Annotated in this window: 14 protein-coding genes and 1 pseudogene; 12 read left to right on the top strand and 3 right to left on the bottom strand. The window is 63.0% G+C overall.

Annotation, left to right across the window (positions count from 1 at the left end; genetic code table 11):
- The 3 genes and pseudogenes from BLV04_RS23450 to BLV04_RS25165 form a co-directional block, all read left to right on the top strand.
- Positions 1 to 953, top strand: a pseudogene (locus BLV04_RS23450) (hypothetical protein); the annotation flags it as partial.
- 79 nt (positions 954 to 1,032) lie between these two features.
- A complete protein-coding gene (locus tag BLV04_RS26165; protein ID WP_443080577.1) occupies positions 1,033 to 1,497 on the top strand; it encodes a DUF7281 domain-containing protein in 465 nt (154 codons plus the stop codon).
- Positions 1,455 to 1,622 (top strand): hypothetical protein, encoded by a 168-nt coding sequence (locus BLV04_RS25165; protein ID WP_175534781.1) that lies wholly within the window; start codon positions 1,455 to 1,457, stop codon positions 1,620 to 1,622. The genes BLV04_RS26165 and BLV04_RS25165 overlap by 43 nt, the downstream gene beginning before the upstream one ends.
- A 217-nt stretch (positions 1,623 to 1,839) precedes the next feature.
- Here BLV04_RS25165 and BLV04_RS23445 read toward each other — a convergent pair whose 3' ends face one another.
- Complete coding sequence (locus tag BLV04_RS23445; RefSeq protein ID WP_093038458.1) at positions 1,840 to 3,486, bottom strand: hypothetical protein; 1,647 nt, start codon at positions 3,484 to 3,486, stop codon at positions 1,840 to 1,842.
- 494 nt (positions 3,487 to 3,980) lie between these two features.
- On the opposite strand from BLV04_RS23445, the gene BLV04_RS24670 reads away from it, so the two are divergent.
- Positions 3,981 to 4,373, top strand: a complete 393-nt coding sequence (locus BLV04_RS24670) for a hypothetical protein (RefSeq protein WP_139192030.1) — start codon at positions 3,981 to 3,983, stop codon at positions 4,371 to 4,373.
- On the opposite strand, the gene BLV04_RS23435 is transcribed toward BLV04_RS24670, so the two are convergent.
- The gene (locus BLV04_RS23435) at positions 4,294 to 5,388 is read right to left on the bottom strand and encodes an HNH endonuclease domain-containing protein (RefSeq protein WP_093038455.1); all 1,095 of its coding nucleotides are present in this window, start codon (positions 5,386 to 5,388) and stop codon (positions 4,294 to 4,296) included. The genes BLV04_RS24670 and BLV04_RS23435 overlap by 80 nt on opposite strands.
- A gap of 33 nt (positions 5,389 to 5,421) precedes the next feature.
- Positions 5,422 to 5,964 carry a hypothetical protein gene (locus BLV04_RS23430; protein ID WP_093038453.1) on the bottom strand — a complete coding sequence of 181 codons (543 nt, stop codon included), beginning with the start codon at positions 5,962 to 5,964 and terminating at the stop codon, positions 5,422 to 5,424.
- Positions 5,965 to 6,119: 155 nt separating this feature from the next.
- On the opposite strand from BLV04_RS23430, the gene BLV04_RS23425 reads away from it, so the two are divergent.
- The 8 genes from BLV04_RS23425 (at position 6,120) to BLV04_RS23385 (ending at position 14,151) form a co-directional block, all read left to right on the top strand.
- The gene (locus BLV04_RS23425; RefSeq protein WP_093038451.1) at positions 6,120 to 6,521 is read left to right on the top strand and encodes a PIN domain-containing protein; all 402 of its coding nucleotides are present in this window, start codon (positions 6,120 to 6,122) and stop codon (positions 6,519 to 6,521) included.
- Positions 6,522 to 6,849: 328 nt separating this feature from the next.
- The gene (locus BLV04_RS23420; protein WP_093038449.1) at positions 6,850 to 7,698 is read left to right on the top strand and encodes a tyrosine-type recombinase/integrase; all 849 of its coding nucleotides are present in this window, start codon (positions 6,850 to 6,852) and stop codon (positions 7,696 to 7,698) included.
- Positions 7,691 to 8,839: an IS91 family transposase gene (locus BLV04_RS23415; RefSeq protein WP_093038447.1), complete on the top strand. Its 1,149-nt coding sequence runs from the start codon at positions 7,691 to 7,693 to the stop codon at positions 8,837 to 8,839. Before BLV04_RS23420 ends, BLV04_RS23415 begins: the two co-directional genes overlap by 8 nt.
- A 1,475-nt stretch (positions 8,840 to 10,314) precedes the next feature.
- Entirely contained in the window at positions 10,315 to 10,953 is a 639-nt protein-coding gene (locus BLV04_RS23405) for a hypothetical protein (protein WP_093038445.1), read from the top strand.
- A 22-nt stretch (positions 10,954 to 10,975) separates the two neighbouring features.
- Entirely contained in the window at positions 10,976 to 12,166 is a 1,191-nt protein-coding gene (locus BLV04_RS23400) for a helix-turn-helix domain-containing protein (RefSeq protein ID WP_093038443.1), read from the top strand.
- A gap of 7 nt (positions 12,167 to 12,173) precedes the next feature.
- On the top strand, positions 12,174 to 12,842 hold the full coding sequence (locus BLV04_RS23395; protein WP_245732014.1) for a class I SAM-dependent methyltransferase: 669 nt from the start codon (positions 12,174 to 12,176) through the stop codon (positions 12,840 to 12,842).
- A gap of 290 nt (positions 12,843 to 13,132) precedes the next feature.
- Entirely contained in the window at positions 13,133 to 13,930 is a 798-nt protein-coding gene (locus BLV04_RS23390; RefSeq protein ID WP_093038460.1) for a DUF2092 domain-containing protein, read from the top strand.
- The gene (locus BLV04_RS23385; RefSeq protein ID WP_093038441.1) at positions 13,927 to 14,151 is read left to right on the top strand and encodes a hypothetical protein; all 225 of its coding nucleotides are present in this window, start codon (positions 13,927 to 13,929) and stop codon (positions 14,149 to 14,151) included. Before BLV04_RS23390 ends, BLV04_RS23385 begins: the two co-directional genes overlap by 4 nt.
- Positions 14,152 to 14,190: the final 39 nt, after the last annotated feature.

Genomic DNA, 14,190 nt, shown 5'->3' with positions numbered 1-14,190 from the left:
AAGGCGAGCTGGCCCGCTCGCAGGACGATTGTCTGGCCCTTGCCGGACTCGACGAGACCTTGTCGCGCCATGACCGGGAGCGCGAGCCGCTCGCCGCCCTGGCCGGGAGGCTCGCCATTGCGATGCGCCAATGCGCGGACCTGAACGACCTGGAGCAAGGCTTCGCCGAGGCCAACGGCGACTGTGACCTTCTTCAGGCGCTGGCCGACGGGCTGGATACCTACAAAAACAACCTCCGCTTCCTCGACATCCGTACCCGCCTGGCACCCGAGCTGGCGCTCTGCAGCGAGGCCGACGCGCTGGAGGAGCAGATCGCGGCCATCGGCGGCGACTGCACCAAGGCCCGCGCGCTGGCGGCAGGACTGGCGGACCAAGGCGACCCGCGCTTCGCCAAGGTGCGCGAGGCACTCAAGGCGCCGATCGCCGACTGCGATCGGATCGACCGCTACACTCGACGCCTCGCAGAGGCCGGCACGGACTGCTCGCGCCTTGTTGCCTTGGAACGCGACCTCAAGCGCGAGTCAGTTGCGTCGCTGCGACCGGTCAGTCGAGCGCTCGGCGAGCGGATCGGCCCGTGCCGCCCGCCACCACCCAAACCCGTCGTTGCGCAAGCACCACCGATTCCCAAAGAGAGCGGATCCTTCGCCATGCGCGGCGACTGCAGCGGAAGCCTCACCATCGACCCGACCGCAGGCTGGAACGGCGACCTCGTCCGAGACATCGTGACTATCGATCCGCTGACCAGCAAGCGCGTCGCCCGCGTGACCTCCACCAACCCCGGATGCCGCAACTGCGCCCTACGCAAGATCGGCCGCAACACCTGGCGCGGCGATTTCTATTACCGGTGCAGTGATCGCGTCATCATCCCGACTTCCTATGCCGCTTACGATGCGAGCGGTCGGGTGATCTGCAGCGGAAACGGCAGCGGCATTTGTCTTGGACGACGTCGATAAACAGTCGAGTGTCGCCCGCAGGTGCCTCCGGCGGAGCCTCGCGCCATTCCAAAAGCGCCGGAAGAACACTCATGCCGGAATGGGTGTGGTGGCCTGCTCCAATGGTGGTCTACGGTGGGAGACTCGCCCCCGCGGATCCTGCCTATGCGTGCGCTTGCGTCCCGAGCGGATCTCGGCGAGGGCACGGACGTATCTTTCTCCTGCGCCCGGACGAAGCGGTTCAGGTCGTGGGGATCTTCGGCGGCCATCGCATCTCTCCTGGTCTGGTCTCGACACCGACCGCTGGATTCTCGCCATAGACCTGGACCTCTCCCGGGCAGGGTTGAACCCCCTCGTTCTGTGGCGCGGCGATCGCTCCGATATCAGCTCGGATAATGCTCCAGCATTTCTTCGGGCGCGGAACGTTCCGGTATGGGCCTTCGTCGACTACGACCCCTCCGGACTGCTGATCGCCGCCGGTCTACCCCGGCTCGCCGGGATCATCGCCCCCGAGCCGCCCGCTTGGAGCATGGCTTGGCCCAGGGTCTGTCGGAGCGCTACCTAGACCAGCTCATCATGACGACCGCAGCCCTCGACACCAGCGTGAACGAGCACGTACGCGCGCTCTGGACCCTTATCCACCGCCATGGACGGGCGTTGCCTCAAGAGCTTTACCTGAACATACCTTGAAGGGAGGCCAGAACTCACCGCCCAACCGGATATCCTTAACGCCTGAGTTGACCGACACGACCAAACCATACTCGAGAGAAGACAGTACAGGAGTTGAGAATGGCGAAAGACAAGCAGATCCCGCAGTTTCACGAGCTGATAAATTCCCGTTACTTTGGCCCGTGCAGGCCGTAATGCAGAATCGCCAATAAACACCCCTAACGCTTCCGTCTCCCCTTTAATGGCTAGGTACCGGCAGGTGCTTACCGCAGTATCCGATGATGATCTTCTCCGCTACGGCATCCCAATGAAAGTGCACTCGAATGGTCTTTCGCAGATCATCGTCTACACCGATCTTCAGGTGCCGAAACATTTCGACCTTTTTCCCGAGATACTCGAACGTGCGACGTCTCCGCATGTCCGGACTACTCATTACAGTCTCTGACTCCTTTGCTGCGTACTCGTTTTTTCCGAAAACTTTTCGGGCGGTATTATCCCCGCCTTCCATCAATGCATCTCTGTAGTCTGTAACGAGTAATCGCAACATATCTAACAGGCGTCGACCAAAGCAAAACATGTTCAGCTCTAAAGCACTTGAGAATGCGCTCTCCAGGATCAGGCATTTATCACCGAAGAGCCCTTCGATTACCTCAAGAGACTCATGGGGCGTCGGCTCCCCGGCTCGGCAGGCGATTCCAAGTAAACGTCCCGCGTCGAATATCGTACTACGTCCACCTCCACCTTTTGCCAGCGAATCCCGCATCGCCTGGATCTCGTACTCCTTTTTAGAAATCTGCTTTCGTGCCTCTGAAAGGCTCTCCTCAACCCTAAGATACTCCAACTCCCATTTCTCAATCTCACCTTCCAAATCCTGTCGTTCACGCTCTAACCCAGATATCTGGTCCGATTGTTCTTCAGCTAAGGTCTCCAGCGTTCTGAACTCTTTCCGAAGTACGGAATCGTCGAGGTCGGCCACGTGTTTGCGCAGAGCCGTGAATCGCCGTTGCAGCGCCAGCTGGGCAACACCTTCTGGACGAATACGCTGGTGCAAAAGCGGAATATTGGTGATGTTGGTGACCCAACCCAACAACTCAGTGCGCCGCTCGTGTTGGCTGTCGCCCCAACTCTCGATATCGAGCGAGCGGAAAGGATGCCCACGCGCGAATCCAGAAATTTGAGGAGGGTAAATGAGGTTGACCGCACCACTCCATGCTGACCAGTGGCTTCCCAGAACTTCCTTCATTTCATAGCTATCGAAGTCCGCTTCGATTTGAACAACCTCCGCTAGACCGACAAGAACTTCTCGTAGTGGCTCTGGATCAATGAGATACTCACCATAGGCATCTGGACTCACTAAAACAATTGGGAATTTTCGATCACGTCGATCGACCTCCACGCGGAGTGCGCGATAGCTATCCTTACTCTCACCTATCGTCTTGAGAAAGGCACCTGGAATAGTCTTTGCCAAAGCCGCTTCAGCGGCATCCGCGATATTTCTGAGGGCGTATTTAACTAATCGAGGTCGAGAAGCTACGATAGTTGCACCGACACGAGTACTTCGCTCTTCCGATTTTAACGTGATCGACAAACTTTGCTCATCGCCACTCTTCAAACCGACCTCGCAGATCCATTCGCGGCCGATTACATTATCATCCGAATTCCTTAGAACCCAAGTGTAGAAAGTTGGTTTCTCCGTCGCTGCGGTACGGATCTGAACCGAGGAGGGAACTCCGTTGCGATTGCCCTTATACACACCGTCTTGTTGTAACTGATCAGGGTGCAGACCGTAGCCGATCTGCTCTTTGATCCAAGCGCCGACAGCCTTCAATATAGCTTGCTCGGCATCTGCGCCAACGAACTTCAGATAGTTTGCGTATACCAGCATTGGTCAGATCCTTCTTACGTCATCTTTTGAATGGAAACTGCGACATGGATCGCGCGTATAGGAGGTGCGCTCCAAACGCCCTCGGCGCGTTCGTAGGCCGCGGATTGCTCCATCTGGTTTACCGCCCCGGGGGCCTACCGCACCACATACGGCTTCGTCTTCACCCCCGCCGAGCCCGCCCCGGTCAACTCCCCCGCATTCACCAACACCGGCTGAATCTATCTCAGCCGACTCTCCTCCAGCCCCTCGCCGTAGCGAATCCGCCGGAAGTGCCCACACAGGCGCGGCTGGCCGGGTCTGCTGCCGGAGAAGGTGACGCGGGACCACCCGATGCCGTCACATTGCCCAAGGCACTGCAATCTCCGCACTCCTGCGCGATACTGCCGCGATCCATCGGCAACCGAGTTCGGCGCACGCCACCCGAGAGCGTCGCGACGGAGGGCGATGCCGAGTCCTGTCCACTCTATCCCGACGTGATCCGACCTCCGACACCAATGTCCCTACTCAAGCGAAAAAACACCAAACAGAAGAAGATCTCCGCCACCTTCCTGGCGTTTGTGACCCCCACCCTCGATCCTATGGGCCTGTCGCCGGCAGACCCCGAAAGCGAGACCCTGATAAAGGTCTGCTGGGCGACCTGGAATGCCGTGGTCTTCGCCGATTTCGTCGGCAGGACCGATCTCCTCGACGCCTTGCTCGATCCGGCGCGCTCAAGCCTTGCCTCGGTGATCCTCGTCAAGGCGTTGGTCGAGCGCAAACGATCACGTCGCTTCGCCGCCGACGACCGAGCGATCGGCGACTACAAGATCAGAGTCGTCGATGGCGAGATACGACTCTGGGCCGAAGCACGCAGTCCTTACCCTGCAGATCGAGATGATCCTCGGTGAGCTTCGCGAAGGTCGTCTTGGGCATGATCCGGCTCGCGGTCACCAGACCGCGATGTTGCAGCTCGACGAAGGCCCGCAAGTAATCCGGACTCGGCAGGTTGTTCGACTTCGCCGAGTTCACCGCCGCCGGCGCCGGGATCAGGTTCCAGAGCTGATCATGCGCGACGTAGGACCAGGGGAGATAGTGATCGAGCGCGAAGGCCTCGGCGGTCAGGATGATGCCGGAGTAGATGCAGCGCAGCTCGGGACGATCCGGGTGGGCGAGGATCGTGCGCCAATACCGCGTCTGTTTGCTCAGCCCATCGCGCTTCACCGGCGGGAAGAGTTTGTTCGACAACCCCGGCGTGGTCGGATTGCGCTTCTGCATGTAACCGAGCCAGTGCCAGGCCGCCCAGCCCTGGATGATCGGGAAGTGCCGCTCCAAGTAGGCGACCCAGTCGGGATGCCAAGTGATGGCGGCGCAGTCCTTCCACTCGTCGCTGTCGTAGCGGTAGAGCGGCCGAGCCGTCTCGAAATGCGCATTGGCGATCGCCGGCATGGCCTTCTCGAAGACCATCCAGGCGCCCTTGTCGACGCCGCGCAGCTGCGGCTCCAGAAAGGGGATCTGCAAGCGGTAGGGCACGAAATCCATCAGACGCGAGGCGTCCTTCAGATCCGCATCGGCCAATGCGCTGCGCAGGGCTCGGCGGTCGTTGGCGAACAGAATCGCTCCCTCTTCCAGCCCCAGATCCAGCGCATCGAGCTTCTTCGCGATTGTGTCCTGCGCCCCGAACGACAGCTTGAAATAGGTGTGCGGAAACCACGCCAGCGAGAGCATCTCCAGCGTGATCTCGGGATAGGTGTATGGCCGCTCTGCATCGAAGCGATGGCGCTTGAGCAGGTCGAGCAGGGCCAGGAAGAAGACGAACTTGTAGGAGTTGGTGGTGTGGCGAAAGAGCCCGGCGAGTGCCGCGATGTTCAGTCCGTCGCCGGCCGGAAGCGATGGTGAGAGGGTAGGGGACTCGGGAGAGGACACGCGCAATCCTTGAGCGAGAGGAAACGACCCGAATCAGTCGGGTTCGGACAGAGCGAAACGGGCACGGATCCGTGTCTCGATGTCCGACCAAACCTCCAGCAGAACGCAGATCTGCTCCGCCTCGCACTGGGATGGATCGAGCAGGCGATGAAACTCGATCAGGGACCGGTGCGCCTGTGGATCATCGGCGGGCAACGCAGTCTCCAGAATGCGGATGTTCGCCGAGGTCGCCAGCGGGGCATTCGCCTCGATCCAAGTCGGGATGTCGTGCGGCACCGAGGGCTCGATGTCGGGGCACTTCTCTTCCAAGCACTCGAAGAGACTCGTGCGGAAGGTTTCCATCCGCGCCTGGTGCAGCAGGCCCGCGGCACCCATGCCCCCGTCGTCGAGGAGATCCGGATCGAGCCCGTCGATGACCTCGCGGGCTCGGCGTTCGATCCGATAGGCATCGAGCGCCGCCAAAGCACCGAACGCATCCAGAAGCCGTTCCGAGCGCGTCGAGCGCACGATCTCGCCGAGCTCCGCCACGATGGCGAGCGCGTCCTTTTCGCTGATCCGCTTCTTGCTGACGGTCATCGGCCCTTCCTCTGCCTGTCGTTCGGTCTGGCGGGCGTGTCATGCCCATGACTGAGGGGCATTATAGACCCATGATGTCGATTGCCTGATCCCGGCAGACCGCCGAGGCTATCGGCGCTTGAGGCGGACGCGCGGGACATGTAGGACCGGCCACCATGATCCACATCCTGATCGACTACGAGAGCATCCAGCCCCGGCACTTGGAGAACTGGGCCGACCAGGACACCCACGTGACGGTGTTCGTCGGCGCGCACCAGAACCGGCTCCCGTTCGACTTGGTCGCGGCCATGCAGGCGCTCGGCGCGCGAGCGCGATACGTGAAGATCGGCCGCGCGGGCAAGAACGCCCTCGACTTCCATCTGGCCTTCCATCTCGGGGAGTTGGTCGCACGCAACCCCGAGGCGACCTACCGGATCGTCTCCAAAGACGGCGGATTCGATGCCCTGATCGCGGATTTGCAGGCACGCGGCCTGGCCGTCGAGCGCCTGCGCGTGGAGCCACTGCCGACCACGCCGACCGAGACCACCGAAGTCATCTTGCATCGGAATCAGGCTTGAGCAACATCCCAACGGCTTCTGTGCCCGCATCGCGAATGAGCGGATGTGCCGGGACGCGGGCTCGACTCGTCGACTGACTCCGGATACGGAGGTACCCGATGCCCGATGCGAAGCTCGGAAATGCGATGCACGAGGTTTTTGCCTTCCAATAGCCTTTGTTGAACTAATCCGCTCCGCGGGGCTTACTGGAGTCCATTCGCGGCAGCAGTTGAAGTCCGAATGACGCGGCAATAAACAGGCGCGCTGGCGGCCCCGTTCCTCGCCTGCATTTCCCCGTCGTCCACACTCGAAGGCGACCCAATCCGGGTCGTGACCCGAGGATCGGACGATGACGCCCTTACGCCAGCGCATGATCGGCGCCATGCAAATGCGTGGCTTCTCCCCGCGGACCCACGCAAGTTATCTCGCCGCGGTGCGGGATCTTGCGAGATTCACCCGCCGTTCCCCCGACACGCTCGGGCGGGCCGATCTCCAGGGCTATTTCGAGCACCTGGTCATCGAGCGCAAGCTCGCCCCGGCCAGCGTGCGCCTGTCCTACAACGGCATCCGCTTCCTCTATATCCAGGTGCTCGCCTGGCCCGCGGTCGACCTCGATGTGGCCCTGCCCAAGCGCCCCCAGCGTATTCCGGGGTTGCTGACCCGCGCGGAGGTCGCCGCGATCTTGGGCGCGTGCGCCAATCCCCGGTATCGGGCCATGCTCACCGTGTGCTACGGCTGCGGACTGCGTCTGAGCGAGGTGTTGGCGCTGCGGGTGAGCGACATCGACGGTGAACGTCGGCTCCTGCGCATCGAGCAGGGCAAAGGGGCCAAGGACCGGCTGGTCCCGCTCTCCCCGACCTTGCTGGAGGAGCTGCGTGCCTACTGGCGCCTGTACCGCCCCCGGGATTGGCTGTTCGCCGGGCGCACCGGCGGCCCGCTCTCGCCGACCGTCCTGCAGAAGGCGTATACCCGGGCCAAGCACCGGGCCGGGATCACCAAGGACGGCGGCATCCATGCGCTGCGCCATGCCTACGCCACCCATCAACTGGCGGCCGGACTGCAGGTCGAGCGGCTGCAGCGCCTGATGGGGCATCGCAGCATCCAGACCACGCTGCGCTATGTCCATTGGGTGCCAGGGGCCGGCGAAGGCGAAGGCCCGTTGGATCTGATCGCCCGGTTGGAGGTGAGCCATGGCTGAGGCTTCCCTCCAGGCCATCATTCACGCCTGTCTCGCCGATTATGCCGCCGACCATCCCTTGAGCCCCCGCCAGTGGCAGGTCTGTCATCACCTTCGGGACTGTCGCACCGCCGCCTTGGGCGGCTTTGCGCTGGAATGCGACGGCTGCGGGGATCGCCCGCTGCTCTATCACGCCTGTCGCGACCGGCATTGCCCGCGCTGTCAGCGTCGGGCCTCCGCGGCGTGGTGCGACCGCCGGCGCGCGGCGGTGTTGCCGGTGACGTATCACCACCTGGTCTTCACCCTGCCCGCGTCCCTCAACGGTTGGGTGGAGATCCATCCGGAGGTGATCTATGGCCTGCTGTTCGAGACGGCATGGGCAACCCTCTCGACCTTCGGCGCGGATCCCAAGCGCCTGGACGGTCAACCGGGGATGACGGCGATGCTGCACACCTGGGGCCAGACCCTGGTGCGCCATGTCCACCTGCATTGTCTGGTGCCGGGCGGGGCACTCGGCAGCGACGGCGCCTGGCATCCGGCCAAGAGCACTTATCTGTTCCCGGTCCGAGCCCTCTCCCGGCATTTCCGCGGCGGCTTTGTCGGGCGTCTACGCCGCGCTCGCGAAGACGGCAAGCTCTCCCGGATCCGAGACGACGCGCAGGTGGATCGGATCCTCGAGACCTTGATGGCGACCGACTGGGTGGTCTACTCCAAGCCCTGCCTGGCGCGGACCGACACCGTGGTCGACTATCTGGGGCGCTACAGCCATCGCATCGCGCTGTCGGACCGCCGTCTGTTGGACTTCGAAGGGGCGTCGGTGCAGCTGAGCTATAAGGACTACCGCGACGGCGACCGGCGCAAGGTGATGACCCTCACTGCGGAGGAGTTGATCCGTCGTTTCCTTTTGCATGTCCTGCCGAAAGGGTTCATGCGGGTGCGCCACTTCGGCTTTCTGGCCAACCGCTGTCGGGCGCGGCGCTTGGCCGAGATCCGCACGGCGCTGAGCGCCCCGCCGCCCGAGGCCTCCGCGCCGGAAACGCAGACGGTGCCGTTCGACGGCTATCCCTGCCCCAAGTGCCGAACCGGGAAGCTGCATGTGCGCGCGCACCTCGCCCCGACGGGGCGTCCGGAAGGAGGACGAACGCCCCCGCGCACGCTTTGACTTGATCGTGACGCCTTGGATTGCGGACAGGTCGCATGCGGCCTGCGATCGCGCTCGTCCCGGCGGTGGAATATCGCCTAAACTCTCCCTCATACCGCGGCTGCAGAGCCCGATTGGCATCCGTCCGGGAACCTGCCGACGACCGCATAGCACCAGGCGTCGGGCCCGGGGGACAGGGCCCGGCGACAGCACCCCGGGCCGAGCCGATACAATTTCCTATCTATAGGGTGAGGCGCGCATCCCTCGGCGCCGTACCGGGATCGGATCAGTCCAACGCACATTTATCCGCCGTGCGCGACGAGCGTCTTCCCAACATCAGGGATCACTGCCACGCGCACGACGGATAAATGCTTATTCGCTATACGTTATCGGAGGGGATCCGGAATAGACATTCCAGGCGATTCAATACGCCGAGAGCCCGTTTCTTATTAAAAATAGGTTTCGGCTCGCCCAGCGAAAGTGTCGGAGAGTGACTTTCGCGGCCCAAGGCGTGCGTCGAAAGTGTCGGAGAGTGACTTTCGCGGCCCAAGGCGTGCGTCGAAAGTGTCGGAGAGTGACTTTCGCGGCCCGAGGCGTGCGTCGAAAGTGTCGGAGAGTGACTTTCGAACCCTGCCACCCGGCGGCGAAAGTGTCGGAGAGTGACTTTCGCGAGCCCCGCCCGAAGACGCTCCAGCGCTATATGGACAAAACATCCGCGTGTCCATATAGCGCCGCATCCGGGGGGGCGTGTCCATATAGTTAGTTAAAGGAAAAAATGCCCGGTCTGTCCATATAGCGCCACCATCGGGGTCGCGCCCTCACCTCACGACATCCCCTCGCCGGGGGCCTGGCCAGAGCCGCGCGCGGGGCTCCCGGCAGCCCCGGTGCCGAGACCCTCCGCGGCGCGCGATGAGCGAGCGAATGAACGTCGCCCCTCCGCTATAGGCGTCGCCAGAGCGTCTGAATAGTCGGCGCACTGCGGTGGCGCCACCTCCTAGCGCTCGCGACTTCATTTTATTACGGCAATGAGCACCCGCGTATTGTTTCAGCCGTTAGAGGGTGCGTATTCCACGCCAATTCGACCACCCATTCCGCGGGCATTCGGCCACGGATTCCATGGCCATTCGGCCACCCTCTGGCAGGGGGGCGACGCAGGACCACGAGACCGGCTTGTCGCACCGGCAGATCGCGGCGCGCCTGCAGGTGTCTCGCAGCAGCGTCCGGGGGTACGAACGGCGCTTTGCCGCCTCGGGACTAAATTGGCCCTTGCCAGAGGCGTTGAGCGATCGGGGTCTGGAGCGGCGGCTGTTTTCGCCGCCGCCGGCGGTGCCGGCCAACACCCGCCTGGTGCCGGACTGGGCGGTGTTCATCAAGAGCTGCGCCGTCCCGGTGTCACTCCCGATCCGACAACGGCACGTGCCCATTCCGCGAAACTTTTTCGCGCTACAATCCGGCCTCACGAAACCTCGACCCTCCGCCACCTCGAGTGACCCCGCATGGCCGATTTGCTCGACTCCATCCTCCCGGCGATCCCCGAGACCTTCTTCCGCCGTCTCGAGGAGCGGATGAACGACGGTGCCGCGATCGCCCACCGCCAGGCATTGCGCACCCCGCCGCACCTCCCGGCGCATCGCATGCGCCTGGGCACCACCCGTTATTTCGAGCGCGGCGAAGCCCTGCGCCTGAGTGCCGAGGACGTCGGCCTGAGCCACCGCTTCGTGATGGTCAACACCCATGCCGAGATCCTGGTGACCAGCGGACCGGTGCTGATCACGCATGCCAAGGCCGATCACTGGGGCGATCCAATCGAGGACAAGGACTACAAGCTGGAGCTGGCGTGCCACAACCCCGGCGACGGCGAGCAGCTCACCCTATGGGACGAGGCCGACCCCGCGGCCGGCATTCTCGCGGTCGTCGTGGTGCAGTACGCGCGCCCCGGCGCGGAGCAGGATGAAACCGTGCCCACACGGCTCGGCTTCGGCGTGCCGACGCGCGATCTGAGGGGCTGGCATCTGCTCAAGCCGCTCGACCAACTGTACGCCGCCTACGCCGACCGCACGGGGCGCGTGCTCGACCGGGCCCGGCCCGTCCTCAAGCCGAACTGGGAACGGCGCGGAACTACGGGGCAGGGCTGAGGCAAGCGACGGAACGACACTCATGTCCGCACGTACACCGGGCTTTCAGGCCCTCCAACTGACCCGCGCGCGTCTCGCCCGCGGCCTGACGCGCATCGCCCTGGGCGAGGCGGTGCAGCGCTCGGCACCGACCGTCAGCAAGTGGGAGAGCGGACAGCAGACGCCCGACCCCGCGGCGCTCGTTCGCCTAGCCGAGGTGCTGCGCGTGCCCCGGGACTATTTTCTCGACACCCCGTTCGAGCCCGGCACGCGCCCGCGCTTCTTTCGCTCTATGGCCAACGCCACCAAGCGGGCACGCGAGCGCATCGAGCAGCACCTGACCTGGCTGCAACGCATCAGTCACGACCTGCAGACCTGGGTGGACCTGCCGGCGCAGAACCTGCCGAAGCTGGACATCGGCGACTTCCGCCTGCTGCGCGAGCGCGACCTCGAAGAAGCGGCCTTTCGTGTGCGCGAGCACTGGGGTCTCGGCCGGGCGCCGATCCCCGACATGCTGCTGGTGCTGGAGAATGCCGGCATCGTCTGCGGCCGCTGCTCCTTCGGGGCGCCCTCCATCGACGGCGTCTCGCACTGGTCGCACGCCGACGACCGACCCTATGTCCTGATCTCCTCAGACAAGCGCACGGCGGTGCGCTCGCGCTTCGACGCCGCCCACGAGCTCGGTCACCTGGTCCTGCACCGTCACGTCGATCCGCACGCGCTCACGCACCGCGACGAGTTCAAGGAGCTGGAGAACCAGGCGCATCGCTTCGCCAGTGCCTTCCTGATGCCCGCCGACGGGTTCGCCGGCGAGCTGCCCGAGATCTCGTTGGAGGCATTCCGCGTCCTCAAGCCGCGCTGGAAGGCATCCATCGGCGCCATGATCTACCGCTGCAAGGATCTGGGACTGATCTCCGAGGTGCATGCCGGACGCATGTTCAAATCCAGCAGCGCGCGCGGCTGGGCCCGCGGCGAGCCCGACGACGAGGTCCTGCCGATCGAGCAACCCCGCCTGATGGAGCGCTCCATCCGCCTGCTGCTGACGCAGGGCGGCTTCAGTGCGGAGCGTTTGATCGCGCAGCTGCGGCTGGCCCCCGCCGACATCGAGGCCCTGGCCGGACTGCCCACGGGGATGCTCTCCAATCGCGGCGCACACATCGCCCTGCTGCCCACGCCCAGACTCAAGACCGCCACGCTGCGGGACACGCCCGCCGAGGTCATCCCGATCGCGTGACATCGCCATGACCACCGCAACGCCCATGGACGACCCGACGCTCGCGTACTACGAAGACCAGGCCGAGACCTTCTTCGCCGAGACCGTCGACGTCGACATGGCCCCGCTGTACGCCCGGCTCCTCGCTCACATCCCGCCCGGCGGGCGCATCCTCGATGCGGGCTGCGGGTCGGGACGCGATGCGCTGGCGTTTCGACGGCTCGGCTATGCCGTGACCGCCTTCGAGGCGTCGCCCACGTTGGCGCGGCTGGCGACGGAACATTGCGGCTTGTCGGTCGAGGTCCGGCGCTTCCAGGAGATCGACTGGGAGGATCGCTTCGACGGCATCTGGGCCTGTGCGAGTCTGCTGCATGTGCCGATGGCGGAGCTGCCCGAGGTGCTCGGGCGTCTCGGGCGTGCGCTCAAGCCCGACGGGGTGCTCTATGCCTCGTTCAAGTACGGGGTTGGGGAGCGGGAGCATAGAGGGCGGCGGTTTACGGATCTGGACGAGGCGGGGTTGGATGCGCTGATCGAGGCGGTGCCGGCGCTCGCTGTGGTCGAGTCCTGGGTCACCGGGGATCGGCGGCCGGGGCGAGAGGGGGAGCGGTGGTTGAATGCGGTTGTCGCGAGGGTTGCCAACATAAGTTCGGATTGCCGCCAGACTAACCGCCTCGCCCGGTGCCGGGTCTGCCCATGACCGATCACTCAGCTCTGGCGGCAATCAGGAGGAACTCGACTAAATCCAGACGCTCAGTCGAGTCGCCCCTATGGCAGGAAAACGCGCCGAGCTGACGCCGAGGATTGCTTGCTCCAGCCGAGGCGACAGATACACAGCAGTTCGGGCTAAATCGAGCTGGCCGAGCAACGATTGGAGTAAGCTCAGCAGGGGCGGCCGCATCCGTCCATTTTTTGGCAGCTTATAAACACAAGGAGATACAGAATGAAAACCACCCGATGGGAAATTTCCGCTCGAAGAGGTGCACCGAAATGAAAACTTCACGAATGCTCGTGAAGCGATCTGTGCGCAGCCTATCAGCGATGGCGTTGTTCATAATAGTTTCATTGGGGACATCCATCGGCGCGAGTGCCGATGATGCAGATGCCAAGCGGCTACTCAAAGCCATGTCCGATTACTTGGTGGCACAGCAGGCCATCTCATTCGAGTACGACGCCACCCTCGAGGCCATCACCAAGGACGGACAGAAACTCGCGCTGGCAAGCTCGGGCACGCTCTTACTCAATCGGCCCGACAAGATCCGCGCCACGCGCTCCAGCGGGTTTGCGGATATCGAGATGACCTTTGATGGGAAGACGCTCACCTTGCTGGGCAAAAACCTTAACATCTATGCACAGCAGGACGTGCCTGGCACGGTCGACAATTTGGTCGATGAATTGCGGAATCACAACCGACCTCTCCCTGCTGCGGATCTGTTGTTGATAGACCCCTACGAGGTGTTGATGCAGGACGTCGTCGACGTCAAGGATCTTGGTAGCGGTGTGATCGGCGGCGTCGAATGCGATTACCTTGCGTTTCGAGCAAAGGAAGTCGATTGGCAGATCTGGATTGCTCAAGGAGAGCGCCCCTATCCGTGCCGATACGTAATCACCTCAAAATTCATGAAAGGGGATCCTCAGTACAGCATTCAAATCAGAGACTGGAAGGCTGGCGCTGAGGTTGCTGCAACTGATTTCAGCTTCAAGAACCCGACGGATGCCAGGAAGGTGAACTTGAAGAACGTTGCGGATGAATTGCCGGAACATTTCAAGATAGGAGAAGCTCAATGAAGGTGTCACAACGAATTAATGTCATACTGATTGCCGGGATCACCGTGATAGGCGGCGCTGAAGTTGGGGAGCGGCTGTCGGTCCCCGGTTTTCACAGTTTTATTCCGACAGCCGAAGCCAGAGTCGGGCGTCCACTCACGCCAGTGAGCGTTGCCGGGGTGGGGCTGAGTACGGCCACCTTCCCTGATGGGTTTTTCCTCTTAAATCGTCAACTTGTATGAGGGAGAGCGGTGGGCCTCCCTCGGGGTGCTTGAACAACA

This window comes from Thiocapsa roseopersicina (assembly GCF_900106925.1).
Classification (GTDB): Bacteria; Pseudomonadota; Gammaproteobacteria; order Chromatiales; family Chromatiaceae; genus Thiocapsa; species Thiocapsa roseopersicina.
The sequence above is the reverse complement of the archived record's forward strand: the minus strand, read 5'-3'. Positions and strand labels throughout refer to the sequence as shown.

What these genes read in the sequence shown, in the direction of transcription:
- BLV04_RS26165 (WP_443080577.1), top strand. Translation starts at nt 1,033, where the DNA reads ATGGGTGTGGTGGCCTGCTCCAATGGTGGTCTACGGTGGGAGACTCGC.
- BLV04_RS23445 (WP_093038458.1), bottom strand. Translation starts at nt 3,486, where the DNA reads ATGCTGGTATACGCAAACTATCTGAAGTTCGTTGGCGCAGATGCCGAG.
- BLV04_RS24670 (WP_139192030.1), top strand. Translation starts at nt 3,981, where the DNA reads ATGTCCCTACTCAAGCGAAAAAACACCAAACAGAAGAAGATCTCCGCC.
- BLV04_RS23430 (WP_093038453.1), bottom strand. Translation starts at nt 5,964, where the DNA reads ATGACCGTCAGCAAGAAGCGGATCAGCGAAAAGGACGCGCTCGCCATC.
- BLV04_RS23425 (WP_093038451.1), top strand. Translation starts at nt 6,120, where the DNA reads ATGATCCACATCCTGATCGACTACGAGAGCATCCAGCCCCGGCACTTG.
- BLV04_RS23420 (WP_093038449.1), top strand. Translation starts at nt 6,850, where the DNA reads ATGACGCCCTTACGCCAGCGCATGATCGGCGCCATGCAAATGCGTGGC.
- BLV04_RS23415 (WP_093038447.1), top strand. Translation starts at nt 7,691, where the DNA reads ATGGCTGAGGCTTCCCTCCAGGCCATCATTCACGCCTGTCTCGCCGAT.
- BLV04_RS23405 (WP_093038445.1), top strand. Translation starts at nt 10,315, where the DNA reads ATGGCCGATTTGCTCGACTCCATCCTCCCGGCGATCCCCGAGACCTTC.
- BLV04_RS23400 (WP_093038443.1), top strand. Translation starts at nt 10,976, where the DNA reads ATGTCCGCACGTACACCGGGCTTTCAGGCCCTCCAACTGACCCGCGCG.
- BLV04_RS23395 (WP_245732014.1), top strand. Translation starts at nt 12,174, where the DNA reads ATGACCACCGCAACGCCCATGGACGACCCGACGCTCGCGTACTACGAA.
- BLV04_RS23390 (WP_093038460.1), top strand. Translation starts at nt 13,133, where the DNA reads ATGAAAACTTCACGAATGCTCGTGAAGCGATCTGTGCGCAGCCTATCA.
- BLV04_RS23385 (WP_093038441.1), top strand. Translation starts at nt 13,927, where the DNA reads ATGAAGGTGTCACAACGAATTAATGTCATACTGATTGCCGGGATCACC.